The following is a 26,940-nucleotide window of genomic DNA, read 5'->3' as shown; positions in this document are numbered from 1 at the left end:
AATTTCATACTATATTTATACCAACAAAAATATGAAAACTATGAGAAGAACATTCCAAATTAAGGCAGCGTTCCTGTTTGCATTTGCGCTGTTAATGGCAACAGTTACCTTTGGGCAGGCAAAAAAACCTGCAAGTCCGCATGATAGTACAACCGCGGTGGTAGCCGGTTCAACCATTAAAATTAAATATGGCAGCCCTTATGTAAAAGGCCGCAAAGTATTAGGCGAACTGGTTCCTTTTGACAAAGTATGGCGTGCAGGTGCTGATTCGGCTACCAGCATTACTACTAGTAAAGCTATCAAAGTTGAAGGTAAAGCGCTTCCGGCCGGTAGGTATGCGTTTTTCGTTATCCCATCGCAAAGTGGCGAGTGGACACTTATTTTCGATAAAAATCCAAAACAATGGGGTGCATATACTTATAAAGAAAGTAATGACCAGTTAAGGGTAAAGGTTAAAGGTAAAACCATTCCAAAACAAGAGAGCCTGTCTTACACCATTGGTAAAGGTGGGTTTAGCCTTAAATGGGATACCTTTGAAGTACCTGTATCCATAAAATAAAGATTTTTTTATTAACCTGATCACACTAAAGCCCCGCTTACGGGGCTTTTTTTATGACCATGCGGCAGCTGTACAAATAATACTATATTTACAAACCCCATGCGTTATAGTATAACTCAAAAACCTGTACTAAAAAGAATAATAGCTTTATTATTGCTGGCATTAGCCATTTTTATGCTGATGCAGCTTGCCGGTTATCCCGAATTGGTTGAGCGTTATTATTCGCGTGGTTTTTACATTTTCATTTGTTATGTATTGCACCCGGTTTTAAACCTATTCCCCTTTAGTGTTGGCGATCTGCTTTATATAACTGTGATTGCTTACCTAATTTATAAAATAGTAATGCTGATCAGGCTGCTGTTTAAAAAGCAGTTTAAGCAGGCAGGTATGCTGTTATTGGGCATGGTGATAGGGGTACAGATAGGCATACTTGCTTTTTACCTGTTTTGGGGAATGAACTATTTCAGGCCGTCAGCAGCGCAACGTTTAAATCTGCGTGATACCTCTTTTACCACCGCCGATTTGAAAGCCGTGACCCAGCTACTTATTGATAGTGTAAATGCCTCCAGGGCGCGTGTTACATCTGCAGATATGGCGCAGAGCAACAGCGCCATTTATGAAGCCGCTGAACAGGCTGTAAAAAAGCTTTCGGTCGATTCTGTTAACTTTCGGGCTTATCACCCAGACATTAAGCCATCATTATTAACCGCTTTCTTAAATTATATAGGTACATCAGGTTATTATAATCCTTTTACATCCGAGGCGCAGATCAATTATCAAATGCCCGTTTTTAACCGGCCCTTTGTAGCTTGTCATGAAATGTCGCACCAGATGGGATACGGTGCCGAGGATGAGGCTGATTTTGCCGGCTTTACGGTGTCCATAAATTCAAGTAACAGATTATTGCGCTATTCTGCTTATCATTTGGCGGTTAGTGAGTTCATGTACTCGCTGGGACGCCGCGATACAGTGGCCTACAAAGCACTGAAGGCTACTATATCCAAGGAGGTACGCCATGATTATGCCATTGAGCGTAATTATTGGTTACTTTATCAAAATAAGTTAAGTGCTATAAGCAGTGTTTTTTATGATAACTTTTTAAAGGCCAATAATCAACCGCAGGGCCTGGATACTTATAACCGGATGGTATTGCTGGTGATGGCATCGGAACGAAAAAACTGGGCTCATTAAGTTGATACTAATGAACCAACAAACCAATGATACCAATGAACCAAAATAAAAAAAGCGTTCCGGTATCTCACCCCCGGAACGCACTGCAATATCATCAAATGATATTGTATCAACTAAATCTCAGATATCATGTTGATGATTACCCAAGCTCTTTATAATTACTGATGCTCCAGCCTCAGTAAACAAAATTTTATTACTTTGTAATTTGTGCCGTTTTGAGCAGTGAATTTGATCAGTTACTGATTCAATTATATGTGGATAATTGAAAAGAAACGCATGTGCATTACAAATATTGCGTTATTGACTGTCAAAGTTACTGTTATTATTTTCAATGATTTTTAAGATTTGTGCCAAAACGCTGAGCTTTTAAAGTAAAAATATTGTTACCATAAAACAATTTGCTTTCGCTGTTTTATAATTTTCACTTATGGTAATTTTTTAGCTGGATTTTAATCACAAAGAAATAAAATAAATCAGTGTGTTTGTGAAAACGTAAGCACTTGTTTGTGAAAATGAAATAGTTTTGCACAGTTATGGAAAACTATAATTACCCAGCATGTGAAAAAAACTTTCGCAAGCTAACTGCAATTAATAATTAAAATTTGGGACCCAAGTTTCGAAGAGTTTATAAACCTATTTTAGTGCATGAAAAACACTTATAGGATAATGCAAACATGTATTGCCACCTGCTAATGGCATTACATTTGATGATAAGCTGTAGGGTATAACACGGCCTAAAATATAATAGAAATGAACAAATACATCCTGATAACCTTATTCACTTTTTGCTGTGCTCAGGTGTTTGGTCAAAGCATCACTATAAACGATCTTACCAACATATCAAACCTGCCTAATGACGAAGCGCATAATTATGTGGTAGCGGGCAAAGGCTTTAAACAGGAATATCTGCAGGATGTAGGAGGCAATACAATTGAGCATCTGCATAAAACCGGTACCGATAAAAAGGAGGAAAGCCTGATTATCGGTGAATGTACTAAATTGAGTAATGGCACCATATTGCGCACGGTTACTTATAAATCGCAAACTACGCAGCATTTATTCAACTTAATAACCCAGGCAAAAAGCGTTGGGCTAAAAATGAATATACAAGGTGCCGATGCCGTTAATAACATTTATATGTTTGATAATAACTTTTTTCATATCACTATAAAGGTTAACCGCGATAATACCTTTGGTTCGGTTGTAGTTAAGCAGAAAGAGTTTCTGGGTTTTGATTGATGATAAATCAAACTTTAAATAACAGCTCCTTGTAAATTTTTTCTGTATTATAAGGCAAACAATTTGTATTTATAACAAGTTTGTTACTATATTTAGTGAAATAAGCAAGCCTCTTTGATCTCCATAAAGCCGCTGCTTATGATAACCAATTAACCTTTAAAAAGGAGGAAATAATGAACTTGGTTCATAAAATTGAAAACTGGGGCGATACTCATCACCCTAAAATTCTTGATTTGGTACGTATTGCGCTTGGCGTATTTCTGTTGTTGAAAGGTATAGCGTTTATGGATAATACGGCTTACCTTAAAAGCTTGATTGATGATCAAAACGTAATTAATCTTTCGCCTACGTTATTGATGATATTGGTTTATTACGTAACATTTGCCCATATGGTAGGTGGTATATTGATAGCGGTTGGTATACTTACACGTTTAGGCTGTATCATACAGATACCTATAGTTTTGGGAGCGGTATTTTTAACCGGTATTTTTCAGGAGCCTATCAATGCTATGGCCTGGCCTTCCATAACTGCACTGATATTGCTGGTATTGTTCCTCATATTAGGTTCTGGCCCAATATCCCTGGATAATTACCTGAGTAAAGATAGTCGTTCAGTGTGAGTTGTGAGTTGCTGAATTAGGCCGGACAAATTAATTAAAACTTTTAAACCTTTACTTTTTAAATGCCGGGCTCAAAACCCCAAACTCATCACTCAAAACTACTAATATCCTACAACCTGTTCATCTGCGTAGCACCAAAGCCAGCGTTCGCCTTCTTCGGCCGATATAACTACCGGGTGTCCGGTGGCTTTAAAATGCTTGGTCATGTGTGTGTTGGGCGAGCTATCACAGCAAAGTGTAACACCACAGGTTTGGCAGGTACGTAAATGCACCCATGAAGAGTGTGTTTTAACACACTCTTCGCAAAGGCGTTCTTCAGGTAGTTTAACTTCAGTAATACCTGCCAAATGTTGACATAATTCTTCTTCTTTTTGCATTATTATACTTCTGCTAAATATTTGTGTACAAAACTAATGGCCATTGAGCCTTCGCCTACGGCGGAAGCAACCCTGTTCATTGCTCCGGCGCGCACATCGCCTGCGGCAAAAATACCCGAACAACTGGTCTCCAGTAAAAACGGATCGCGCTTAAGCTTCCATATTTTGCCAAAACCTTCATAGCTGCGCAACTCGCGTCCGGTTTCAATAAAGTCTTTACTGTTTTTTATAATGTCAAGTTTGATCCAGTCGGTATAAGGCTTGGCGCCGATAAAAATGTAAAGGGCATTGGCTACCTTTTTAACTGTTTCTTTGGTTTGGCAGTTCATCAGGGTTAACTCTTCAAGGCAGTTGGTTCCATTGGCCTCAATTATTTCGGTATTAGGTACTACCTCAATATTAGGTGTATCAGCAATCTGGTTGATCAGATAGGCAGACATGGTAGCTACCAAATCATCGCGACGGATGATGATGTACACATTTTTGGCAAATTTTGACAAGTGCATAGCCGCCTGACCTGCAGAGTTTCCACCACCGATAACATACACTTCTTTACCCGTACAGGCAGAGGCTTCGGTTGTAGCAGCACCGTAATATATACCTGCACCTGTATAGTTTTCAACGCCTTTTACCTCCAGTTTACGGTAGTCAACACCGGTGGTAATTACCACAGTGCGACTAATGATTTCGGGGCCATCATCAAGAACAATGGTTTTATAGCCATCTTTTTGCCTGATGTCGCTTACCGATTGGGGCGATAAAAATTCGGCACCCAAACGCATAGCCTGGCTAATGGCCCGTCGGGTTAAGTCGGCCCCGCTTAAACCAGATGGGAAACCCAGGTAGTTTTCAATACGCGAACTGGTACCTGCTTGTCCGCCTGGTGCCTTGCGTTCAATCAATAACGTTTTTAAGCCTTCAGATGCACCGTAAACCGCCGCGGCCAGGCCTGCAGGGCCGGCGCCTATGATCACCACATCATAAACATCGGTAAGTGTTTGTGGGTTGGTATCCAACTTAGCGGCAATGGCTTGTATGGTTGGTTTGGCTAAATAACTGCCATCTTCAAAAACAACCAGTGGTAAACAATCAGTAGTAAGATTGTTTAACGACAAGATACTGCCCGCGTCTATGTTTTTTTCAACATCAAGCCACCTGTAAGGTATTAAGTTACCGGCCAGGTAGTCTTTAACCACGTGCGATTGAGGTGAAAATTGATAGCCTACTACTTTAATGCCTACAAATTCAGGTACGTAACTATTATGCCAATCTTCCAACAAGTCATTGATCACCGGGAAAAGCTTTTCTTCCGGCGGATCCCAGGGCTTCATCAGGTAATAATCAAGCTGTACATCATTAATAGCTTTAATGGCAGCTTCGGTATCAGAGTAAGCGGTAAGCAATACGCGCTTGGCATCAGGATATATTTTTTTTGCTTGTTCTAAAAATTTAACGCCTTCCATTTCGGGCATGCGTTGGTCGCACAAAAACAAGGCAATTACATCCGAACTGTTTTTGAGTTCGGTAAGGGTTTCAAGCGCCTCATTTGCCGATGTTGTGCTCAGTATTTTGTACTCTTTACCATATTGCGCACGAAGATCGCGGCTTATGGACCGCAGTACCTGCGGATCATCATCAATGGAAAATATAATTGGGCGGCTCATAGGGGCTTTTTCTAAACGTAAAATTATTAATTTTTATTCAACAATTGCCGGTTATCCATCTATCAGGAAACAAACACTAAACACGGTATGGCCAGGCTCTGATTTTACTTTTATAGAGCCACGGTGCTGTTTAACAATGCGTTGCACAACCTCAAGGCCCATGCCGGTACCCTTGCCCATTTCCTTGGTAGTAAAGAACGGATCAAATATCAGGCTTTGTATTTCCGGAGCAATACCCGGGCCATCATCAACTATAAAAACTTCCACAAACTCGCGGTCGCGGCGGGTTTTAATAGTAAGTGTGCCTTTGCCGTTAACAAACATGGCATCAATGGCGTTATCAATCAGGTTGGTCCATACCTGGTTAAGTTCACCTATCAGGGCTTTAACTTCAGGCAGGGTTTCATCAAAATCTTCAATAACGCTGATGTTCCCTTTTTTAATTTTATAACCCAGCATGGTTAGGGTGTTGCGTATACCGATGTGTATATCGGCATATTGCTTATCCTGTGCCCGATCCATATGGGTAAAGGTTTTTACAGAACTCACCAGCTCGGCTATACGCCTTGCCGATTCCTGAATATCCCTCACCATTTTTTCGGTGATCAGCATATCGCTTGCCCAGTTTAAAATATGTGTCAGATTATTACCTGGCGAATATTTTTCAAATGTTTCCAATGTTTCAATAGTGAAATTGAAATCAACAAAGCTTTCGGCAATGTCATAGCTATTTTCAATTTCATGTTCATCAAGCCACTCAATGATCTCATCTTCGCGATGGGTACGTTGTTTAAGGCTTAGCCTGGTATTGTTATTGGCATCAAGCAGCGTAAACAAGGTTTTGGTGATGGCGGTAACCTGCTCGGGCTCAATTTTCATTGAGAATATAGCCTTAATGCTCTCCGGCTCTTCTGATAAGTGTTTTTTCAGTGTCAATGAATCACGAACAATGGCCGATGCCGGGTTGTTTAACTCGTGGGCCAAGCCAGCCGAAAGTTTACCCAGGGCCATCATTTTTTCGTTCTGCTGTTGCAGAGCCGTAAAGTCGCGCACGCGGGTGGTCATAATGTTTACGAGCGCCTGTGTAAGTTCGTAATGATTTTTGATCATTTCGGGTATCAGGCTGGTATCCAAGCTGCGCAAGTGCAATTTGGTCATGGCCTGCGCATATCCTTTAGCTATTTTTCCTCTTGAAAAGGGAAGATAACCGGTGATGTTGCCCGGGCCAATAATGGTATAATCTCTGCGGGCAGTGCCCTGCATCATAAAAAAACGCATGCTGCCTTCAACCGTGATATGGGGCCCTGTAATGGGCTCTTCGGGCTGCATCAAAAATTCGCCTTCTTCAAAAAATTGATCTTTACTGTTATCTAACAGCCATTGCAGCTGATCGTCAGGTACATTGTTTAAAACTTCGAGCGATTTTAGCCAGGATACAGTTACCGTTTGCATGTATTAAAATTAGCTATAATTATTTAATGTTTGAGGGCGTTTATGACAGCAATGCCGACCAAAATCTCGGCAGATTTGCTGGTGCTAAAATACGCATGATTTTTAACTTGGATGCCCAAACAGGCTTTAAGTTACACTAAACTGTCATATACAGTGTCTGAAAAAAATATAATCATTGATGCCGGCAAAAAACTTCAACAATTTATCAAAACCGTTTTAAAACAAACAGGAATACTTTTTGTTTACCACCATATAAATCACCTCATAATACGGCCCGGAGAAGGCCACTACTTATACATACGATAAGCCTAATACTGTATTCAAAACCTTATCGTCCTTGAGAAAGATGGTAAGCAAGATCAAACATGAACTTGATCTGGATTTAGTTGATTGTTATTGGTTTAATCAATAACTGTGAATTTGGTTTAATCAGTAACTGTGCGTTCCGGAGGTGAGATGCCGGAACGCTTTTAATTCAGTATTTAGCTTATCAAAAAGCATAGTTAATTCCTATTTGTATAGATGTTACTCCCATAGAATAACTTGAATCGTCTGTAAAGTAAGCCGTGGGAATATAGGCCGCGTAAAGATCAATTTTCTTTTGAAGTACAATTCCTGTTTTTATAGGAAATGCCCCCCACATTGTAGCAGGCTTAAAGGTGTTTTTTAATCCTGTTGTAGGATCGGTAACAGTTAAGTTGCTGCCTTTATAGCTTGATATGTTGATGGAAAAACCAGCACCTCCATAAAATTTGAAATTGTCGGCATTGTAAAAGTTATATATAACTTGTGGTATGAGGGAAAAGTTATATTGATCAACGGTATGAGTGAGCGCAGGGGCATAATAGCTTTCAGTAGTTTTAAACTTGTTGCCGGTAAATGCAGCCTCAAGTCTGAAAATAAATTTCCCCACGTTTGGATTAGCATACACGTTTAAACCAACATTGACGCGCGGAAAGAGTGTTGTGGATTTGATAAAAGATGATGGGGAAAATACGTTTTCAGCTTTTATTGTGCCTATATTTAATCCGGCCCCAACATAAAATGTAGTTCCCTTATTAAGGGTGTGTTGTTTTTCAATATCCTTTTTATCAATATTATTGATTTTAGCGGTTATCTTTTCAATGTCCAAAAGGTTATAATCAGCTTTGTTAATCTGAAAATGCAAATTATCGCCAACGCCATATTTAACGGCCAATGCATATAGTTGACGCATGTATCCGTTTTCTGTTACAGTTTTGGCGCCATCGTAATATATCCTGTAAATCAATTCTGCCGGTTTGTTATCAGCATTATCGGCCACAAAAAAATGGGTCTTTATTTTATCATTGTATTCATACAGAGTTACCTTGCTTCCTTTTTGTAAAACTCTTAAAAACAGGCTGTCTGTAATGGTACTGGTATCGCGTCCATTAATCATTACTGATGTATTGGTTCTATCTGTACTAAGCTTGCCTATATATCTTTCATATGATACAAGGTCAGATACATTAAAAAAAGTAATTGCAGATGGCCCGAGAATTTGAATTTCACTGGCACTTGCCGAAGTTTTAAAGTTGATGTTTCGAGGGTCTGTTTGCCACTCTCTCAAATCTATAAAGCCCCGTAGCGTATCACCTTTAACCGTGACGGCGTAGCCTGGTTTGTAATTGCTTTGAGCTTTTAAAACAAATGGAAATAATGTTGCTGCTAACAACAATGCGTAGAGTTTTTTCATGTAATAAGGTTTAAAATTTCGCACGAAGTTATCTAAATTATATAATTGTTAAAATGGTATGATAACAATTATTTTACATGGATACCTGCTATTTAAAATCAGTTATTTTTACAGTTTTTAACTACATTTACCCAATCAATTGTAAATTAAGTTGAATGAAGCCCCTTTTACTTAAAGTTTCTTCGGGTCCGGCACACTCGTTTAGTGTAAGGCATGATGTACTGCCCGATATCAATAACCGCTGGCATTGCCACCCAGAGCTTGAGCTTATTTATTTTAAAAAAGGCAATGGTACTCAGTTTATTGGCGATAGCATTAAACAGTTTAAAGCCGGCGATATGGCATTGGTAGGTTCAAACCTGCCGCATTACTGGCGTTTTGATGATGTTTACTTTTCTGATGAACCGGCCGAAGTGGAAATAATTGTAGTGCACTTTTGCGAAAATTTTTGGGGCGACCAGTTTTTGCAGCTCCCGGAGAACAAACTGATCAAAGTTTTGCTTGAACGCTCTAAACGCGGTTTGCAGATCAGCGGCAATACCAAAGAAAAAGTAGCCCAGCAATTAGCTGCCATGCTGGATACAGATGGTGCCGAAAGAATCATCATGCTGCTCAAGGCCTTGAATACAATGGCCATCAGTAACCCGGTAAATTACCTGACGTCAATAGGTTTTAAATATGATCACGACGAGTCTGAAAACGACAGGCTGAACAATATATACGAGTACTCTGTTCGTAACTTCCGGAAAAAGATCTATCTGGACGAAATTGCCGAAATAGCAGGTGTAAGCTCCAACTCCTTTTGCCGCTATTTTAAATCAAAAACGCGCAAAACTTATTCACAGTTCATTATCGAGATCAAGGTGGGTTATGCCTGTAAGCTACTTATTGAAAATAAGCTTAACATTAAGCAGTTATGTTATGATAGCGGCTTCAATAATTTCTCTACGTTTCACAAGCATTTTAAGCAGGTAACCGGTAAAAGCCCGCTGATATATCAAAAGGAGTTTACTAAGAATTAGGACTTGGGGATTATGGGACTTTTGGACAAAGGACTAATAGATAAAGGACTTTTGAACTGGGTAGTTATTGATCAATAACGCTTATTTTTAGCTATGTCAACTATCAGGATAGAGCCTTTAAGGGCCGAACCGCAAATTATTGAGACATTAAGTGAAATTCTTGTAGAAGTTGTTGCAAATGGCGGGTCTGTTAGTTTTATGCATCCATTGGATTTAGAAACAGCCAAGAGTTTCTGGATGGGATCATTAGCGGCGGCTGAGCGCGGAGAGCGGGTTGTTTTGGGCGCTTTTGACAGCAATTGCCTTGTAGCTACAGTAACTTTATTGCTCGATTGTCCACCTAATCAGCCCCATCGGGCAGAGATTGCTAAAATGATGACGCGGCTTAGTCATCGCGGCCGGGGAATAGCCAAAAGATTGGTGCAGACGGCAGAAAGTATAGCCATTGAAAAGAAACGGACACTTTTAGTACTTGATACGGCTGAAGAGGAGGGAGCTTCGGGTTTTTATGAAAAGCTTGGGTTTACTTTGGCAGGGTTAATTCCGGATTACGCCTTTAAGCCGCATGGAGGATTAACCAGAACTATGATCTATTGGAAACGGCTTTAAGGTAGAGGAGCTCAATAACATAGTTTACAATACTCTGTAGTAGTAAAAACTTTGATAAGAATAGCTTAAACTCAACCATAATAAGTACGTATTACTTATCAATATTCCGTAGGAATAAAAGCTTTGTAGTAGCAGATTAAAATAATGGATTTAGCATGCCGTAGGTATGCTACTCAGTGCGCTTCAAATCCAGCAATTGACTTACGCCATCGATGCCAAAAAAGCTGAACACTTTGACGATTTTGGGACAACTATTTTAGGGCAAACTTTATTTCTTTGTATTACCAATATATCCTGATTTTATAATACATCTATGGGCCACAGATATTGCTTAACACTTGACTTGGTTGATGACAAAGATTTAATTGCCGAATACGAAAAATACCATGAAGCTATTTGGCCCGAGATCCACGAAAGCATCGTTGGTTCAGGCATCACCAACATGGAGATCTATCGTTTTGACATGCGTTTAATGATGATCATGGAAACTGATGATAGTTTTAGCTTTGAGCAAAAGGCTGCTGCCGATGCTGCCAACCCTAAAGTGCAGGAGTGGGAAACCCTGATGTGGAAATACCAGCAGCCCGTAAAGGGCGCTTTAAAAGGTGAGAAGTGGGTTTTGATGAATAAAATATTTGCGTTGTAACCAATTTCAACTAAATAATTATGCTTAAAAGAACTCACTTGCTATTAGCCTTTGTGCTGATGGTGGCCATGCCGGTATTGGCTCAACAAAAAATGATAGGAACAGAAACAGATGCTCAAAAGGAAAAACGTATGGAATGGTGGAAGGACGACCGTTTCGGTATGTTTATTCACTGGGGTTTATATTCGGGCGCGGCAAGGCATGAGTGGGTAAAGCACAATGAAAAGATAGATAACGCTGGCTATCAGAAGTATTTCGATCAGTTTAACCCTGATCAGTTTGATGCGCAAAAATGGGCAAAGCAGGCCAAGGCCGCAGGTATGAAATACGCGGTGCTTACCACCAAACACCATGAAGGGTTTTGCTTATTTGATTCTAAATATACCGATTATAAAGCACCAAATACCCAGGCCAAACGCGATCTGGTACGCGAGTATGTAAACGCCTTTCGTGCACAAGGTTTAAAAATTGGTTTCTATTATTCACTGTTGGATTGGCATCACCCTGATTATACTATTGACGAAATTCACCCGCAATCGCCAAAAGATAAAAGTGACGCCTCTTATGCGGCTTTGAATAAAAACCGCGATATGGCTAAATACCGCGAGTATATGCGTAACCAGATCACTGAGCTGTTAACTAAATACGGTAAAATCGATATTCTTTGGCTCGATTTCTCGTTCCCCCGTAAGGATGGTCACGGTAAAGGCAAAGATGAATGGGGATCTGTTGAACTGTTAAAACTGATCAGAAAGCTACAGCCGGGCATCATTGTTGATAACCGCCTTAACCTGGAAGAATATAAAGACGGTGCCGATTTTGAAACACCAGAGCAGGTAAGCACCAAAGAACTGTTAAAATATCGTGGCAAAACCTGGGAAACCTGCCAAACATTTTCCGGCTCTTGGGGATACTATCGCGATGAAAATACCTGGAAAACCCACCGCCAGTTGCTTGATCTGCTGATCACCTCAACCAGCAACGGTGGTAATCTGATATTGAACGTAGGCCCAACAGCCCGCGGCGAATTTGACTACCGTGCCACCAACGCGCTTGATAGTCTGAGCCACTGGATGCATGCCAATGGTAATGCCATTTATAACTGTACCTACGCGCCCGATACTTATAAAGCGCCGGATAGTTCAAAGCTTACCTATAATAAAACAACCAAGCGCCTGTATGTACATTTGTACAACTACCCAAATACAGGTAAGCTTGTTTTGCCGGGATATAGCGGTAAAATCAAATACGCGCAGTTTTTAAATGATCATTCAGAGCTGTTATACAAACAATCTGAAAATGATCAGCAGGATCTGGTATTAACCCTGCCGGTTAAAAAGCCAGATTACGAAATACCTGTAATTGAATTAACCCTGCAATAAAATAAATGGCCTCCGGGCCGTTTATTGGTATGTGCGGGAAAAGATAAAATACAATGTCACAACAAAAAGAAACGTTTTTAAGAATACACCCGCATGATAATGTGCTGGTAGCTCTCCAAAATCTGGAGCAGGGTACTGTGATCAATTTTGAGGGCAACACATTTGCTTTAACAGAGCGTGTGGCTGCCAAGCATAAATTTGCTATCAATGAGTTAAAGCCTGAGCAGGAAATTTACATGTACGGCGTATTGGTAGGCCGGGCAACAAGCACTATACCACAAGGTGGTTTGCTAAGCACTCAAAATGTTCATCACGCATCGGAAGGTTTCCATCTGGGCGAGCGTAAACTGCAATGGCATCAGCCCGATACCGGCAACTTTGAAGGTAAAACATTTAACGGTTACCACCGGGCAGATGGCTCGGTGGGTACCAACAACTACTGGATTGTAGTGCCGTTGGTATTTTGCGAAAACCGCAACATCAATGTGCTAAAAGAAGCGCTGGTTGATAAATTGGGTTATAAAAAAGCTAAAAGCTACGAGGGCGATGTAGAGCAATTGATGGAGCTTTATCAGGCAGGTAAGTCTGTTGAAGAAATATTAAATGCCGATATTCAGGCAGCTGCAGACAGGCCAGATTCAAAACGTTTGTTTAAAAATATTGATGGCATCAAATTCTTGAACCATAGCATGGGCTGCGGTGGCACCAAGGATGATTCTGACGCGCTTTGTGGTTTAATAGCAGGATACATTACCCATCCTAACGTGGCCGGGGCAACTGTGCTTAGCTTAGGCTGTCAGCATGCTCAGGTAAGTATTTTACAGGCTGAGATAGCCAAACGCGACCCTAACTTCAGCAAACCAATGGTAGTGTTAGAGCAGCAAAAGGTAGGTACCGAAAGTGAATTGTTGCAGCAAGCCTTGAAGCAAACCTTTGCCGGCCTGGTACAGGCAAATCAAACGCAGCGCGAGCCTGCACCGCTTTCTAAACTTTGCATAGGTATGGAATGTGGTGGATCCGACGGTTTCTCAGGTATTTCGGCAAATCCGGCTTTGGGTTATGTTTCTGATCTATTAGTAAAAATGGGTGGTTCGGTTATTTTAGCTGAGTTCCCGGAGCTTTGCGGAGTTGAGCAGGAATTGAGCGACCGTTGTACCGATGAGGATACAGCCAATCGTTTTATGCACCTCATGACCACCTATAATGCCAAAGCCGAGGCAGATGGTTCGGGCTTTTACGCTAACCCATCACCCGGAAACATCAGGGATGGATTAATTACAGATGCCATTAAATCGGCAGGCGCGGCCAAAAAAGGGGGTACATCACCGGTAACCGCTGTACTTGATTATCCCGAAAAGGTAATCAAACCGGGCCTTAACCTGCTTTGCACACCGGGCAGCGATGTGGAAAGTACCACAGCCGAAGTAGGCTCGGGCGCCAACATTGTGTTGTTTACCACAGGTTTGGGTACGCCGACGGGTAACCCTATCGCGCCGGTGGTAAAACTATCAACTAATACCGCTATGTTTGAGCGTATGCCTGATATTATCGATATTAACTGCGGTACCATTATTGAAGGTGATGAAACCATTCATCAGGCGGGCGAACGCATATTAAATTATGTGATACAAGTCGCCAGTGGAGAGATAGAGCCAAAAGCCGTTAAATTAGGCCAGGACGATTTTATACCCTGGAAAAGGGGAGTATCCTTATAAGAACTTATAGGAGTGTATTAATTCCCTCTTTGCGGCAAAGCCGAAGAGAGGGATGTCGAGCGAAGCGATGACAGGGTGAGAGTCGGTTCGCCAAATGAAAAGAATAAATAAAGGGGTCTAAATATGTTTAAATTAACCAATAAATCAGTAGTAATTACTGGCGGGGGCAGCGGCATAGGCAAAGCTATGTCTGTTATGTTTGCACAGCAAGGCGCAACGGTGCACATCATCGAACTGAATGATAAAGCTGCGGCAGATACTGTAAGTGAAATTGAAGCAGCAGGTGGCAAGGCAACAGGCTACGCCTGCGATGTAAGTAATCAGCAACAAGTGCTTGATACCTTTAAAAAGATTGGCACGATTAATATTTTAATTAACAATGCGGGTATAGCTCATATAGGCCGGGTTGATAATACCAGCACTGAAGATTTTGAGCGTGTTTTTAACGTGAATGTAAAAGGCGCTTACAACTGCCTTTTCGCGGCTGTACCTATGTTTAAAGCTAATGGCGGAGGGGTGATTTTAAATACTGCTTCTATAGCTGCCAGCGTGGGCATTACTGACAGGTTTGCTTACTCAACCAGCAAGGGCGCTATCCATGCTATGACGCTTTCTGTAGCTCGCGATTATATTCATGACAACATCAGGTGTAACAGTATATCGCCGGCAAGGGTACACACGCCTTTTGTTGATGGTTTTATAGCTAAGAACTATGCAGGCCAGGAAGCTGAGATATTTGAAAAATTATCTAAAAGTCAGCCAATTGGCCGTATGGCAAAATCTGAAGAGGTAGCGGCACTTGCATTATATCTTTGCTCAGACGAGGCCGGTTTCATTACCGGTACAGATTACCCTATTGACGGCGGATTTATTACTTTGAATAACTAAGTAGGTTGTACGTTTTACGTTATAAGTTGTACGTTTAGTGTTAATAACTGAATACATAGAGAAACGTAAAACATACAACCAATAAACAACTACAATAACTATGAAACTTATAAGATTTGGCGCTAACGGACAGGAAAAACCGGGACTGATCATTAACGATAAAAGATATGATGTATCTGCCTTTGGCGAAGACTATACCGAGCAGTTTTTTGAGACTGACGGTGTGGCTCGCTTAGTTGCCTTTATAAAAGATAAACAATTACCAGAAGTAGGCGAGGAGGTACGTTTAGGCAGCCCGATTGTGCGCCCATCAAAAATTGTATGTATTGGCCTTAACTATGCCGATCATGCTAAAGAAACCAATGCTCCACTGCCGCCTGAGCCGGTAATTTTCATGAAAGCCACTACTGCTATTGTAGGCCCTAACGATAATATCGTGATCCCTAAAAACTCGGTAAAAACCGATTGGGAAGTAGAGTTAGCTGTTGTAATTGGTAAGAAAGCATCATATGTTGATGAAGCTAATGCGATGGATTATGTAGCAGGATATGTATTGCATAATGATGTATCAGAGCGAGAGTTTCAGTTAGAGCGTAACGGTACCTGGGATAAAGGTAAAGGCTGCGATACCTTTGCTCCACTTGGCCCCTTCCTGGCTACACCTGATGAAATTGCCGATCCGCATAACCTGCGCCTGTGGCTTAAGGTTAATGGCGAAACTTTACAAGATGGTACAACATCAAACTTTATTTTTAACCTGCCTCATTTAATAGCCTACACCAGCCAGTTCATGACGCTGTTGCCGGGTGATATTATTTCAACCGGTACACCTGCAGGTGTAGGTTTGGGTATGAAGCCACCATTTTACCTGAAACCCGGCGATGTGGTTGAACTTGGTATTGATGGCCTGGGCGAATCAAAACAAAACGTTGTAGCTTATGCCTAAAATTGATGCGCACCAGCATTTCTGGATATTTGACCCAGTTAGAGATAGCTGGATCAGCGACGAAATGCTGGTGATCAAACAGGATTTTTTACCAACCGACCTGTTACCAGTATTACAGCAAAATGGTATTGACGGCTGTGTTGCCGTGCAAGCCAGTCAGTCGGAAGAAGAAACCTTATTCCTGCTAAAACAGGCTGCTGAAAATGAGTTTGTAAAAGGCGTAGTAGGTTGGGTTGATCTGAAAGCTGATGATCTGGAAGCGCGCCTGGAATATTTTAAGCAGTATGATAAGCTGAAGGGCTTCAGGCACATCCTGCAATCGGAACCCGATAAGCAATACATGCTGCAGCCTGCGTTTAAAAAGGGTATAGCCAGCTTGCAAAAGCATGGTTATACTTATGATATACTCATATACCCGGAGCATTTGCCCTATGCTGAGCAGTTAGTAAGGACTTTTCCAGATCAGCCTTTTGTGGTTGATCATTTGGCTAAACCGCATATTAAAGATCAGCAGATAGGTGACTGGCGGCAGGATATCGAAGTTTTGGCACAGCATTCCAATGTACATTGCAAAATTTCGGGCATGCTTACCGAGGCTAACTGGAGTTCCTGGACACCAGCCGATTTTGTGCCTTATCTTGACGTAGTTTTCAATGCTTTTGGTATTAACCGGGTAATGTTTGGTTCCGACTGGCCAGTATGTTTACTTGCCGGCGGTTATGAGGGTACCATGAAGGTTTTAAATGAGTATTGTTCAAAACTATCGGCCACAGAACAGGAACTATTTTGGGGTAATAATGCTACACTGTTTTATAACTTATAATATTGTATGCCAGTTTTGTAGATGATTGTTTGTTATCCTCTAAAATTACTTTCGTGTTAAACTTTTATCAGAACCTTGCTATAACGTTAAATAGCAAGGTTTTTTTGTTATAAGGTTATTGACAGGATTTGTAATAAGCCTGTTATTTATGACCTGCATCATAATAAATGTAAATAAATCACGTCAGTGAAAAACATGGCATCCATTTAGCTGTTAATTATTTGGTCGCGGCAGCACAATGATCTATGAGTTATACAATGGTGCCGGTGCTATCAATAACATTTATTAATCAAAGTCATGTATACTATTTTATTAGAAGTTACCGCCCTGCTCGCCGTAATTATTTTGCCATTGTTGGTTGTACGCAAAAAAATTAAAAAAAGGTCAAAATCTGCATATAAGATCGATACCAATACAGAGTACGCCCGTTATGCTATTAATGAGGAGGGTTTTCTGGAAGAGATCAACGTAAACAAATTATCAAACCACAAATAGTGTTGTGTAATGCGTAATCTCTTGTATTTGTTGTAACACAAGGGATTACGCGTTTTATTTCTTATTGCTGAAAGCCTTCATCAGCACTTGGGCCATAACTGCCCGGTATAGGAATATTAAGCAGGCGTAAGTAAACACCCAGTTGTGCCCGGTGATGTACCGTTTGCGAATAGGCTATTCGGATCATTTCTGCTTTAGTGGTTTCACTCAAAACCATATCGCCATTGCGTAGTACCCAGGTTTTTTCCAGGTCTGCTTCGTTGGCTTGTTCTAAATGGGCTTTTCCACCCGCTAATGATTCTTCAAAAAAATTCATTAATTCGGCGTTATTAGCTACCGGTTTTACCTCATATGGATTAGCGGCAAAATCAAGGCCATCGGTAGTAAGTGTCATGGTAACCCAGGCCGGCAGCTCGGCAATATGCACAGCCAGGTGCTGCAAGGTCATGCTTTTTTCATGCGGTTGCCATAGGTATTTATCTTCAGGTATGCGGGATAACATTTTACGGGTTGTTTGCGCTTCCTGCTGCATTTCTTTTAATAACACGGGGATAATGGAGATTGACATAGCTTTATTGTTTAAATTTTGATTGATGATTCAAAGTAACAATACAGTGATGACAGCCCTATGTCAGCAGGTTTTAGTGGGGGAAAGAATAGTTGAAAATATCTGCAATTTTGTTCACCTTTATCAAAACCTCGTTACAAATGATTCTCCTTAGCTACAGCATAGTGGTAAGCTTTTCGTGGGTAGCCACGATTATTTATCTGCTTGTAAACCTGAAAAAAATTCAACAGGTACAAAAGCAGCCTTTAATTGAAACCCAACCTTCTTTGGCCATTATTATAGCTGTACGTAATGAAGAGGCCGACCTTGAAAATGCCCTGCAAAGCGTTTGTAATATCAATTACGATAACTGCCGCATTATTGTAGTGAATGACCGTTCAACAGATAGTACCGCCGTTATATTGCAGGGTTTTATCACACGTTATCCAAAGCTAACGGTTACAACTATAACAGATTTACCAGCTGGCTGGTTGGGTAAAAATAACGCGCTGTACCAGGGTTATCTGAGCAGTTCTGAGGAATGGATGCTTTTTACCGATGCCGATATCGTTTTTCACCCGGATGCCATTAATAAGGCTTTAGGATATGCTACCAGGCACCAGCTCGATCATTTATCTATTTTGCCCGAAGCCATATCCAGATCAAAAACGCTGAATAGTGTATTGGCAACCTTCGGTATCATGTTAATGATGAACCTGAAGCCCTGGGCGGCTAAAGATCCTAAATCAAAAGGCTTTATAGGTATTGGCGCGTTTAATTTGGTAAGACGGGATGCTTACGAAAAGATAGGAACGCATGCCCGTATCAAATTGCGGCCTGATGATGACCTGAAGCTTGGCAGTATCATTAAATCGGCAGGTTTAAAACAGGGTGTATTGGGCGGTAGCAAGTATGTTTGTTTAGAGTGGTACAAAAACATGAAGGAGTTTACCAATGGGCTCCTGAAAAACTCGTTTGCCTATTCCGGATATAGTTTAGCTAAATCAATAGCAAGCACCTTAATGGTATTGATCTGTTTTGTTTTACCGGTTCCGCTCATGTTAATTTTCGGCTCAAGCCTGATCCGTATCATGGCTTTAGTAGTGATCGTATTTCAGATAATTTATATGATATCCGTTAGGCCTAATAAATGGTGGTATGCGTTTATGATCCCGTTCGCCAGTTTCATAATGGCCTACGTTACCTTAAAATCGGCATTGATAACCATAAAGCAAGGTGGTATTTACTGGCGCGATAGTTTTTACCCTTTAGCTATGTTAAAAGGCGAGAAAGAGTAATCCATAAGATTATCACGTTTTAGCAAGAAGATAGACGGGGTTGCCATTTCAAAATACAATTGATATACTTGATTTACCAATTTAAATCATGAAGCGTATATTTCTTTATCTATTGCTTGCCTTCCCGGTGATGTGCATGGCACAAACGCCTGTTGTTGAAAGTTTAACCTGCGAGTACCTGACTAATCCGATGGGTATAGATATGCTGCATCCCCGCCTGAGCTGGAAAATAAATACCCCGCAAACAAACACCATGCAGCAGGCCTATAATATCCGGGTTGCAACAGACGCGACTTTCTCATCCTCGAAAACAGTGTGGAATACAGGTAAGGTAAATACCGATTCGTCTGTTTTGATCACTTATAACGGAACCGCCCTAAAATCAAGCACGCGTTATTACTGGCAGGTAAAGGTTTGGGATAACCACAACCATGCATCTGCCTGGAGCAAACCCACCTATTTTGAAACGGGTTTACTTTTACCTACCGACTGGAAAGCCACCTGGGTTCAGCCTATGCAAGATACATCGCGTAAAATGCCTGCGCTAATGCTTCGCAAGCAATTTACGTTGTCAAAAAAGATAATTTCGGCCCGGGCTTATGCTACCGCTCATGGTTTATATGAATTGCATTTAAATGGTAAAAGAGTAGGTGAACAGCAACTTACCCCCGGATGGACGGAGTATAAAAAACGCCTGCAGTACCAGGTTTACGATATTACCTCCATGTTGCAGCAGGGGGATAACGTAGTAGGAGCTATGGTGGGAGATGGCTGGTTTCGCGGCACAACTGGTTTTGCCAGTCAATGGGGAGTTTGGGGTAAAAAACTGGCGCTACTATGCCAGCTGCAAATTACTTACGCTGACGGAACGGTTGAATACATCAACTCTGACAACTCCTGGAAAAGTACCCAAAATGGGCCTATCACGCTTGATGGCATTTATGATGGCGAAAATTATGATGCCCGCAAAGAAATGGCAGGTTGGGATATGAAAGGATTTAATGATGCCAACTGGCAGGCCGTGCACGAAGTGAGCTTTGATAATAAAATGCTGGTTGGTGTACAAAGCGTCCCCGTGCGTAAAATTCAGGAGATAAAACCTATAGCTATATTTAAAAGCTCAAAAGGCATTCAAATTGTTGATTTTGGACAAAACCTTACCGGCTGGGTACGCCTGAAAGTAAGCGGCCAGGCAGGGCAAACAGTTAATATACGCCATGCTGAGGTATTGGATAAGTTTGGCGAGTTTTACACAGCCAACCTACGCTCAGCAACAGCCAGTATCAATTACACCTTAAAGGGTGGCGGTGTTGAAACTTTTGAGCCGCATTTTACTTTCATGGGTTTCCGCTATATAGCTGTTGAGGGTTTCCCCGGCGAATTGAAGCCCGAAAATTTTACGGCAGTGGTTGTTCACTCTGATCTGCCTATAACCGGCAATTTCACTTGTTCAGATACCATGATCAATAAGCTGCAGCACAATATTCAATGGAGTCAAAAGGATAACTTTTTAGATATTCCGACGGATTGCCCACAGCGTGATGAGCGTTTAGGCTGGACGGGTGATGCGCAGGTTTTTTCGCGTACGGCTGCCTTTAATATGCAGGTAGCTCCGTTTTTTGCCAAATGGATGAAAGATGTAGCTGCTGATCAGTTTCCGGGTGGAGGGATACCTTTTGTGGTACCCGATAATTTACCAACCAACAGTGCTACATCGGCAGGCTGGGGGGATGTTTCCGTTATTGTACCGTGGACAATGTACCAGGTTTATGCAGATAAAAACATTCTGAAAGTGCAATACCCCAGTATGAAAGCCTATGTAGATTATATAGTTAAAAAGGCGGGCGAAAAACACATTTGGCATGGCGGCAGCTTATTTGGCGATTGGCTGTTTTATCGCCCCGGCATCTACGATTTTTCTGAACCTAATGGCTATACCGATCCCGATCTGATCGCTACCGCATTTTACGCATACTCTTCCAAATTGCTGAGCCAGGCTGCAGGTGCTTTAGGGAATACTGCCGACGAGAAAAAGTACGGCGATATTTATGAGGAAGTAAAAAAGGCGTTTATCCATAATTACATTACACCAACCGGCCGGGTATTTGCCGATTCGCAAACGGGCTATGTGCTGGCTTTAAAATTTAATTTAATACCTGATAGTCTGAAAGCCAAAGCGGCAGCTTATTTGGTTGATGATGTACGCAGAAGGAATAATCACTTATCTACGGGCTTTTTGGGTACACCTTATTTGTGCCAGGTGTTATCGCAAAATGGATACAGTAATGTAGCTTATGATCTGTTGTTGCAAAAAACATATCCATCATGGCTGTATCCGGTAAAAATGGGTGCAACTACTATTTGGGAGCGTTGGGATGGTATTAAAACTGATAGTACCTTCCAAGATAAAAGCATGAACTCTTTTAACCACTATTCCTATGGTGCTGTAGGCGACTGGATGTATCAGCAAATGGCGGGTTTACAAGTAGGAGCACCGGGCTACAAGCACATTGTTATTAAGCCTGAACCACCTCACCGTAAGGTTAGCTTTGCCAGGGCATCCCTCGAAACCATGTACGGGCAGATATTATCATCATGGGAAGTAAACAATGGAACTATGCAGGTGCATGTTAAGATACCGGTGAATTCAACGGCCGAAGTTACCTTACCATCTGCACATCCGGAAGAGGTTAAGGCTGATGGTAAACCCATTGCAGGATCATTTAATGTTACTGCTGAGAAAAATGATGAAGGAGCAACCGTAAGACTTGGCTCCGGGGATTACACTTTTAGCTATCCCTGGATTATGCCGAAGGAAAAAGCAAAGGACAGGGCTAAATAGAAACTTTGGGACAAAGGATTGAAAGACTGCTGGGCTTTGGGACAAAAGACTTTTAGATGTAGAAGATTAATATAAGTCATAAAACAAAAAGAGGCCGCTATTAACGGCCTCTTTTTGTTTGCTAAACGATATTATTTTGCGTCTTCGGTTTCCGCTTTCTTTTTAGTGGCAGTTTTAGTAGCTGGTGCGGTTTTTTTATCAGCAGTTGTTTTAGCTGCCGCGGCCTCTGGAACCTTAACTTCAGTTGCTGCTGCATGCTTTTTATCCTTTGCTGGTTTTTCGGCAGCAGCAGTATTTTCCGTGCTTATTTTGGTTGCCAATGTTTTAGCTAAGTTTTTTGCAGCTTTTTCAACAGCTTTGTTCACCTTTTTAAAATCGGGCTCAAATTCGCTTACTACGATTTTGATCTGGGCAAAAAGTTTATCGTTTAATTGTTTCTTCAGGGCCTTGCGGGCCTCTTTACCGGCAGGTTTATTCTTATTATTCTTCATATTGTGGTATAAGGAAATTCAGCTTGTTAGATTTATTTTTCGCTGCAAATTTAGGTTAATAAATAGTGACTTTAATATTATGTTTGTGTTAACAACCATAATCAATGTTAAGCAATTTTTATTGAATTAACAAGCTATCTGACTCATTTTAAGGCGTTAATTTTGTCTTTTATCGCTAATTACAGATTATGATGATAGTATAGTTTTATCTTGGTTGAAATTATTATTTATTAAAATTTGTTCAGATAAAAGCCTTGAACCACCAAACAGCAAATGATTTTTAGAAAGCTTTTAGGTTAATTGATAACTTTGCAGGCTATAAATACTTTAATGCCCATGATCAAAGATTTAAATTCCTTAAACCAGGTAGCTGAATTTCACAGCACCTTTAAACATCCTATTGTTGCTTCGCCTCAAATACCCTCGAAAGAACGTAGTCAGTTGCGTATAGAGTTACTGGCCGAAGAATTGAAAGAGTTACAGGAGGCAGTGAACGATAACAACCTGGTTGAGATAGCCGATGCCCTTTGCGATCTGCAATACGTATTATCGGGCGCAGTGTTGGAATTTGGCCTGGGCGAAAAATTTAAAGAATTGTTTGATGAGGTGCACCGTTCAAACATGAGCAAAGCTTGTAAAACGGTAGAAGAAGCTAATCAAACCATTGAGCATTATCGTAACACGGCAGGCACCGAATCGCATTATAAAGAGATAGACGGTTTGTTCCTGGTGTATCGTACTGCTGATAATAAGACATTAAAATCCATTAACTATTCACCTGCCAATTTGGGCAGCATTGTAGGATAATATCATACTTAAAATAAAGAAACTTGCCAGAATCAACCCCAAACCCGTCAGAAATAAAAGAGACCATGCACCCGCGTAATAGGCATCGCATGGGGTATGATTTTAAAGCGTTGACCAAAGCTGTGCCGAAATTGAGGCCTTTTGTTACCGTAAATCAGTACGATAATCAAACCATCAATTTTGCCAATCCCGATGCTGTAAAAATGCTGAACCGGGCACTGCTTAAACAGCATTACCACATAGACTATTGGGATATTCCTGCCGGCTATTTATGTCCGCCTATCCCGGGCCGGGCAGATTATATTCATTACGTTGCCGATCTGCTGGCTACAACAAATAATGCTGTTATCCGGAAAGGAAAAAAAGTAAGAGTGCTCGATATAGGGGTAGGGGCAAACTGTGTATATCCCATTATAGGTCATCAGGAGTATGGCTGGAGCTTTGTAGGTGTTGATATTGACGAAGAAGCACTTCAATCAGCAAAAGGCATTATTGATGGTAATGAAGATCTAAAAAACGCCATTGAGCTGCGCCTGCAAAAACACCGGGCCGATATATTCTTATTTGCCATAAAGCCCGGAGAGCGGTTTGATCTTACCATCTGCAATCCACCATTTCACGCATCTATCAAAGAAGCGGCCGAAGGTTCGCGCCGTAAATGGAATAACCTTGGACTGAAAGCAGGTAAGGAAAAAGAACCGGTGCTTAACTTTGGCGGTCAAAATGCGGAGTTATGGTATCCAGGCGGCGAAGCCGCGTTTTTAAAACAAATGGCTGCTCAAAGTACCCATTTTGGTAAACAATGCCTTTGGTTTACCACGCTGGTATCAAAAAAAGAAAACCTGCGCATATTATACAACGCGCTGCAAAAAGCAGGGGCGACAGATGTTCAAACCATCAACATGTCGCAAGGCCAAAAGGTAAGCCGCATCATGGCCTGGACATTCCTTTCCGCCGAAGACAGGCAAAATTGGAAAGACCGTTGATTTTTTTGATTACGTTGATTTCGCTGATGCTTGACTATTGATTTTGTTTTGATTAAATAGATTGGGCTGATCTTATCAGGACTTAGAAAATCAACGAAATCAGCGTAATCATTTTTGCATCAACGGTCAGCAATCAGCGCAATCACACCCATCAGCGGTCACACACGCAAAAATGTTTTCTTCTGGTATAAATAGTACAGGAACACCCATTTTACCATTACAAAGCAAACAGCCATTACTACAATATTGTATGGGTCGCCAATCAGCTGGCCTATCCAGCCAAAAAAGCCGTTGGTAGTGTATTGCCATTTGATAAAGTGGCCAGATATGTAGATAAGGATAGAATTCATACCGATCACCTTAAAGTAAAAGGCCCACTTTTTGTAACCCAGCACGTCAATAATATAATAGAAGAAGGCCATCAGCAGCAGGCTTATACCGCCTACATGCATCACGAATGAGCTGCTCCACAGGTTTTTATTGATCGGAAAATCTAAATTCCATATTTGTGCTATGATCAGGAATATCACACCGGTAACGGCCATAATACTTACTTTTCGTATTTGCCTGATGCCTGTTTTCTTCAACAGTTGCCCGGTTAAAATTCCCAGTAAACCGGTACTGATAGCCGGGATAGTTGAGAATAAACCTTCAGGGTCATGAATACCCAGGTATAATCTGCCCGGTAATATCATGCGGTCCATGTATGAGGCAAAGTTACCCTGCATGGTCAAATCGCCATGCGGAAAGCCCGGTGCCGATGTAAATTTTAATAACAACCAGTAACCGATAATAAAAAACGCGAACCATACCATCTGCATACGTTCTTTACTGTACAGATAAATGATATTGGCAAACATGTAGGCTATACCAATACGGCCCAGCACACTGGCAAAACGTATTTGGGATATAGGCATTATAGTAAGGCCATTGTTTACCACCAGGCCAAGCAGTACCAATATCAGCGCCCTTTTAATTACCCTGATGGTGAGTTGTTGCTTGCTTTTGCCTTTTTCCAGTTCGCGGCCTACCGAAAACGGTGTTGATACTCCAGCCATGAACAGGAACAGGGGAAATATGAGGTCGTACAAATGAAAACCGTTCCAATCAGGGTGGGTAAATTGCAGGGCTACAGCCTCCCAAAATGGTGATTTGGTGGCCTTCGCCAGGGTATGGAAAATCTCTTCGCCACCCATGATCCAAAACATATCAAACCCGCGCAGGGCATCTAAAGAAAATAAGCGCGTTGGCGCTGTGTTAATATCATCAGGCGCTGTAACACCTGTTGATGAGCTTGTTGTAGTGGTCATTTTTATGAAAGAGATTTAGTGATTTACTAAAGATATAAAAAGCGCACTATTTAAAATATTTTTTTAACCAATCATACTTTATAAAATAAAATTGTTACGAAGCGTTGTAACTTCGCCGTTTGAAACAGAGCCGATGTTAGAGATCATATACCGGGATGAACACCTGATTGCTATCAATAAACCGCATGGTTTGCTGGTACACCGGTCGCCCATAGCTGCCGATGCCAGTGAGTTTGCCCTGCAACTATTACGCGACCAGATAGGGCAAAAGGTAAACCCCGCGCATCGCATCGACCGTAAAACAGGAGGCATACTGCTTTTTGCATTGGACAAACAGGCCGAGGTGGCCATGCAGCAGCAGTTTATGGAAAATCAGGTGCATAAAAAATATTTGGCCATAGTGCGCGGCCACACGCCTGATCAGGAAGATATTGATTATCCTTTACGCAAAGAGAACGGCACTTTACAGGATGCCTTTACTCAATATACCACCCTAAAACGTACCGAACTGGATATCGCCTTGGGCAAGCACCCTACATCACGTTATTCGCTGGTGGAGGCTGTACCAACTACCGGGCGTATGCACCAGCTGCGCAAACACTTCAGCCATATTTTTCATCCCATTATTGGCGACCGTACGCATGGCTGCAACAAGCAAAATAAGCTGTTTACCGAAACCTGGGATATGAATACCATGTTGCTGCATGCGTCGCAACTAACTTTTACACATCCGCTTACTGGCCAAAGTGTGCAAATTAATGCCGGGCTGCAGCCTGAGTTTGAGCGGGTAATGCAAATTATGGGTTGGTAAATACTTCATTTTTAACTGAATAAATAAACAAAAAACGCCGGTAATTGTAACTTATACATACATGTAAAAAAGATGATTAAGCCGGCAAAGTATAGTTTATATACCACTGATGGAGAGCGTATTATAACAATAGATCCAATAACCAAAACCCTGCCTGGAGGTACTTTACAGGCAACCGGAGTATTTAGGTTGAAAGACGGAAAGGTTAACCTGGGCGAAATTGTTTTTGACGATAATATGCGCCAATGGGAGTACACCGCCCTCGGCGATCTGACACATGAGCAGGCATCAGAAATAGCAACCTACATTCAGGATAAAACCCGCCAGGAACTGGAAGATCAGCAGATTGATTAAGTTTTTCTCGTCTTTAGTAGAAAGAAAAGTAATCTATTAATGTCATAGCTGTAAGGAACGACGAAGCAATCACGAGCTATACATATTCGCGATTGCCAGGCTACGCTCGCAATGACAATTTTGTTTCAACCCTCTTTGCGCCAAAGGCG

Annotated in this window: 26 protein-coding genes; 19 read left to right on the top strand and 7 right to left on the bottom strand. The window is 41.4% G+C overall.

What is annotated here, in order from left to right:
* Positions 1 to 40 precede the first annotated feature (40 nt).
* From AAGC65_RS01250 to AAGC65_RS01235, 4 genes are all read left to right on the top strand, one after another.
* A complete protein-coding gene (locus AAGC65_RS01250; RefSeq protein ID WP_343110583.1) occupies positions 41 to 559 on the top strand; it encodes a DUF2911 domain-containing protein in 519 nt (172 codons plus the stop codon).
* A gap of 99 nt (positions 560 to 658) precedes the next feature.
* A complete protein-coding gene (locus AAGC65_RS01245; RefSeq protein WP_343110582.1) occupies positions 659 to 1,750 on the top strand; it encodes a DUF3810 domain-containing protein in 1,092 nt (363 codons plus the stop codon).
* A 750-nt stretch (positions 1,751 to 2,500) separates the two neighbouring features.
* Positions 2,501 to 2,989, top strand: coding sequence for a hypothetical protein (locus tag AAGC65_RS01240; RefSeq protein ID WP_343110581.1), 489 nt, complete (start codon positions 2,501 to 2,503; stop codon positions 2,987 to 2,989).
* A gap of 173 nt (positions 2,990 to 3,162) precedes the next feature.
* Positions 3,163 to 3,609, top strand: a complete 447-nt coding sequence (locus AAGC65_RS01235) for a DoxX family protein (protein ID WP_343110580.1) — start codon at positions 3,163 to 3,165, stop codon at positions 3,607 to 3,609.
* Positions 3,610 to 3,710: 101 nt separating this feature from the next.
* On the opposite strand, the gene AAGC65_RS01230 is transcribed toward AAGC65_RS01235, so the two are convergent.
* The 4 genes from AAGC65_RS01230 to AAGC65_RS01215 all read right to left on the bottom strand — a co-directional run bounded on the left by AAGC65_RS01230 (position 3,711) and on the right by AAGC65_RS01215 (position 8,819).
* Positions 3,711 to 3,986 (bottom strand): UBP-type zinc finger domain-containing protein, encoded by a 276-nt coding sequence (locus AAGC65_RS01230; protein ID WP_343110579.1) that lies wholly within the window; start codon positions 3,984 to 3,986, stop codon positions 3,711 to 3,713.
* A gap of 2 nt (positions 3,987 to 3,988) precedes the next feature.
* Positions 3,989 to 5,650: an FAD-dependent oxidoreductase gene (locus AAGC65_RS01225; protein WP_343110578.1), complete on the bottom strand. Its 1,662-nt coding sequence runs from the start codon at positions 5,648 to 5,650 to the stop codon at positions 3,989 to 3,991.
* Between the two features lie 51 nt (positions 5,651 to 5,701).
* Positions 5,702 to 7,102, bottom strand: coding sequence for an ATP-binding protein (locus AAGC65_RS01220; RefSeq protein WP_343110577.1), 1,401 nt, complete (start codon positions 7,100 to 7,102; stop codon positions 5,702 to 5,704).
* A 490-nt stretch (positions 7,103 to 7,592) separates the two neighbouring features.
* Entirely contained in the window at positions 7,593 to 8,819 is a 1,227-nt protein-coding gene (locus AAGC65_RS01215) for an outer membrane beta-barrel protein (RefSeq protein ID WP_343110576.1), read from the bottom strand.
* Between the two features lie 155 nt (positions 8,820 to 8,974).
* Here AAGC65_RS01215 and AAGC65_RS01210 point away from each other — a divergent pair, with 155 nt between their 5' ends.
* The 9 genes from AAGC65_RS01210 to AAGC65_RS01170 all read left to right on the top strand — a co-directional run bounded on the left by AAGC65_RS01210 (position 8,975) and on the right by AAGC65_RS01170 (position 17,345).
* The gene (locus AAGC65_RS01210; RefSeq protein WP_343110575.1) at positions 8,975 to 9,841 is read left to right on the top strand and encodes an AraC family transcriptional regulator; all 867 of its coding nucleotides are present in this window, start codon (positions 8,975 to 8,977) and stop codon (positions 9,839 to 9,841) included.
* A 93-nt stretch (positions 9,842 to 9,934) separates the two neighbouring features.
* The gene (locus AAGC65_RS01205; RefSeq protein WP_343110574.1) at positions 9,935 to 10,450 is read left to right on the top strand and encodes a GNAT family N-acetyltransferase; all 516 of its coding nucleotides are present in this window, start codon (positions 9,935 to 9,937) and stop codon (positions 10,448 to 10,450) included.
* Positions 10,451 to 10,763: 313 nt separating this feature from the next.
* On the top strand, positions 10,764 to 11,096 hold the full coding sequence (locus tag AAGC65_RS01200; RefSeq protein ID WP_343110573.1) for an L-rhamnose mutarotase: 333 nt from the start codon (positions 10,764 to 10,766) through the stop codon (positions 11,094 to 11,096).
* A gap of 20 nt (positions 11,097 to 11,116) precedes the next feature.
* Positions 11,117 to 12,478 (top strand): alpha-L-fucosidase, encoded by a 1,362-nt coding sequence (locus tag AAGC65_RS01195; RefSeq protein ID WP_343110572.1) that lies wholly within the window; start codon positions 11,117 to 11,119, stop codon positions 12,476 to 12,478.
* A gap of 53 nt (positions 12,479 to 12,531) precedes the next feature.
* Positions 12,532 to 14,193, top strand: a complete 1,662-nt coding sequence (locus tag AAGC65_RS01190; RefSeq protein ID WP_343110571.1) for an altronate dehydratase family protein — start codon at positions 12,532 to 12,534, stop codon at positions 14,191 to 14,193.
* 123 nt (positions 14,194 to 14,316) lie between these two features.
* Entirely contained in the window at positions 14,317 to 15,081 is a 765-nt protein-coding gene (locus AAGC65_RS01185) for an SDR family oxidoreductase (RefSeq protein WP_343110570.1), read from the top strand.
* Positions 15,082 to 15,181: 100 nt separating this feature from the next.
* A complete protein-coding gene (locus AAGC65_RS01180) occupies positions 15,182 to 16,027 on the top strand; it encodes a fumarylacetoacetate hydrolase family protein (RefSeq protein WP_343110569.1) in 846 nt (281 codons plus the stop codon).
* A complete protein-coding gene (locus AAGC65_RS01175) occupies positions 16,020 to 16,850 on the top strand; it encodes an amidohydrolase family protein (protein ID WP_343110568.1) in 831 nt (276 codons plus the stop codon). The genes AAGC65_RS01180 and AAGC65_RS01175 overlap by 8 nt, the downstream gene beginning before the upstream one ends.
* A 297-nt stretch (positions 16,851 to 17,147) precedes the next feature.
* A complete protein-coding gene (locus tag AAGC65_RS01170; RefSeq protein ID WP_343110567.1) occupies positions 17,148 to 17,345 on the top strand; it encodes a hypothetical protein in 198 nt (65 codons plus the stop codon).
* 61 nt (positions 17,346 to 17,406) lie between these two features.
* On the opposite strand, the gene AAGC65_RS01165 is transcribed toward AAGC65_RS01170, so the two are convergent.
* Positions 17,407 to 17,913, bottom strand: a complete 507-nt coding sequence (locus AAGC65_RS01165; RefSeq protein WP_343110566.1) for a DinB family protein — start codon at positions 17,911 to 17,913, stop codon at positions 17,407 to 17,409.
* 140 nt (positions 17,914 to 18,053) lie between these two features.
* Between AAGC65_RS01165 and AAGC65_RS01160 the strand changes: the two genes are divergently transcribed.
* Positions 18,054 to 19,190 carry a glycosyltransferase family 2 protein gene (locus AAGC65_RS01160; RefSeq protein ID WP_343110565.1) on the top strand — a complete coding sequence of 379 codons (1,137 nt, stop codon included), beginning with the start codon at positions 18,054 to 18,056 and terminating at the stop codon, positions 19,188 to 19,190.
* An 88-nt stretch (positions 19,191 to 19,278) separates the two neighbouring features.
* Positions 19,279 to 22,032 (top strand): glycoside hydrolase family 78 protein, encoded by a 2,754-nt coding sequence (locus AAGC65_RS01155; RefSeq protein ID WP_343110564.1) that lies wholly within the window; start codon positions 19,279 to 19,281, stop codon positions 22,030 to 22,032.
* Between the two features lie 131 nt (positions 22,033 to 22,163).
* Here the strand turns inward: AAGC65_RS01155 and AAGC65_RS01150 are convergent, their stop codons facing one another.
* Complete coding sequence (locus AAGC65_RS01150) at positions 22,164 to 22,523, bottom strand: hypothetical protein (protein ID WP_343110563.1); 360 nt, start codon at positions 22,521 to 22,523, stop codon at positions 22,164 to 22,166.
* Between the two features lie 336 nt (positions 22,524 to 22,859).
* On the opposite strand from AAGC65_RS01150, the gene AAGC65_RS01145 reads away from it, so the two are divergent.
* Together AAGC65_RS01145 and rlmF are read left to right on the top strand one after the other, a co-directional pair.
* Positions 22,860 to 23,330, top strand: coding sequence for a nucleoside triphosphate pyrophosphohydrolase family protein (locus tag AAGC65_RS01145; RefSeq protein ID WP_343110562.1), 471 nt, complete (start codon positions 22,860 to 22,862; stop codon positions 23,328 to 23,330).
* 23 nt (positions 23,331 to 23,353) lie between these two features.
* The gene (gene rlmF, locus AAGC65_RS01140) at positions 23,354 to 24,316 is read left to right on the top strand and encodes a 23S rRNA (adenine(1618)-N(6))-methyltransferase RlmF (protein ID WP_407940652.1); all 963 of its coding nucleotides are present in this window, start codon (positions 23,354 to 23,356) and stop codon (positions 24,314 to 24,316) included.
* A gap of 158 nt (positions 24,317 to 24,474) precedes the next feature.
* On the opposite strand, the gene AAGC65_RS01135 is transcribed toward rlmF, so the two are convergent.
* Entirely contained in the window at positions 24,475 to 25,626 is a 1,152-nt protein-coding gene (locus AAGC65_RS01135) for a DUF5009 domain-containing protein (protein ID WP_343110561.1), read from the bottom strand.
* Between the two features lie 133 nt (positions 25,627 to 25,759).
* Between AAGC65_RS01135 and AAGC65_RS01130 the strand changes: the two genes are divergently transcribed.
* Positions 25,760 to 26,437, top strand: a complete 678-nt coding sequence (locus AAGC65_RS01130) for a pseudouridine synthase (protein ID WP_343110560.1) — start codon at positions 25,760 to 25,762, stop codon at positions 26,435 to 26,437.
* A gap of 72 nt (positions 26,438 to 26,509) precedes the next feature.
* Entirely contained in the window at positions 26,510 to 26,791 is a 282-nt protein-coding gene (locus AAGC65_RS01125) for a hypothetical protein (protein ID WP_343110559.1), read from the top strand.
* Positions 26,792 to 26,940 lie beyond the last annotated feature (149 nt).

Source organism: Mucilaginibacter sp. (genome assembly GCF_039207105.1).
In the GTDB taxonomy this organism is placed as follows: Bacteria; Bacteroidota; Bacteroidia; order Sphingobacteriales; family Sphingobacteriaceae; genus Mucilaginibacter.
This window is presented reverse-complemented; position numbering and strand designations above follow the sequence as displayed.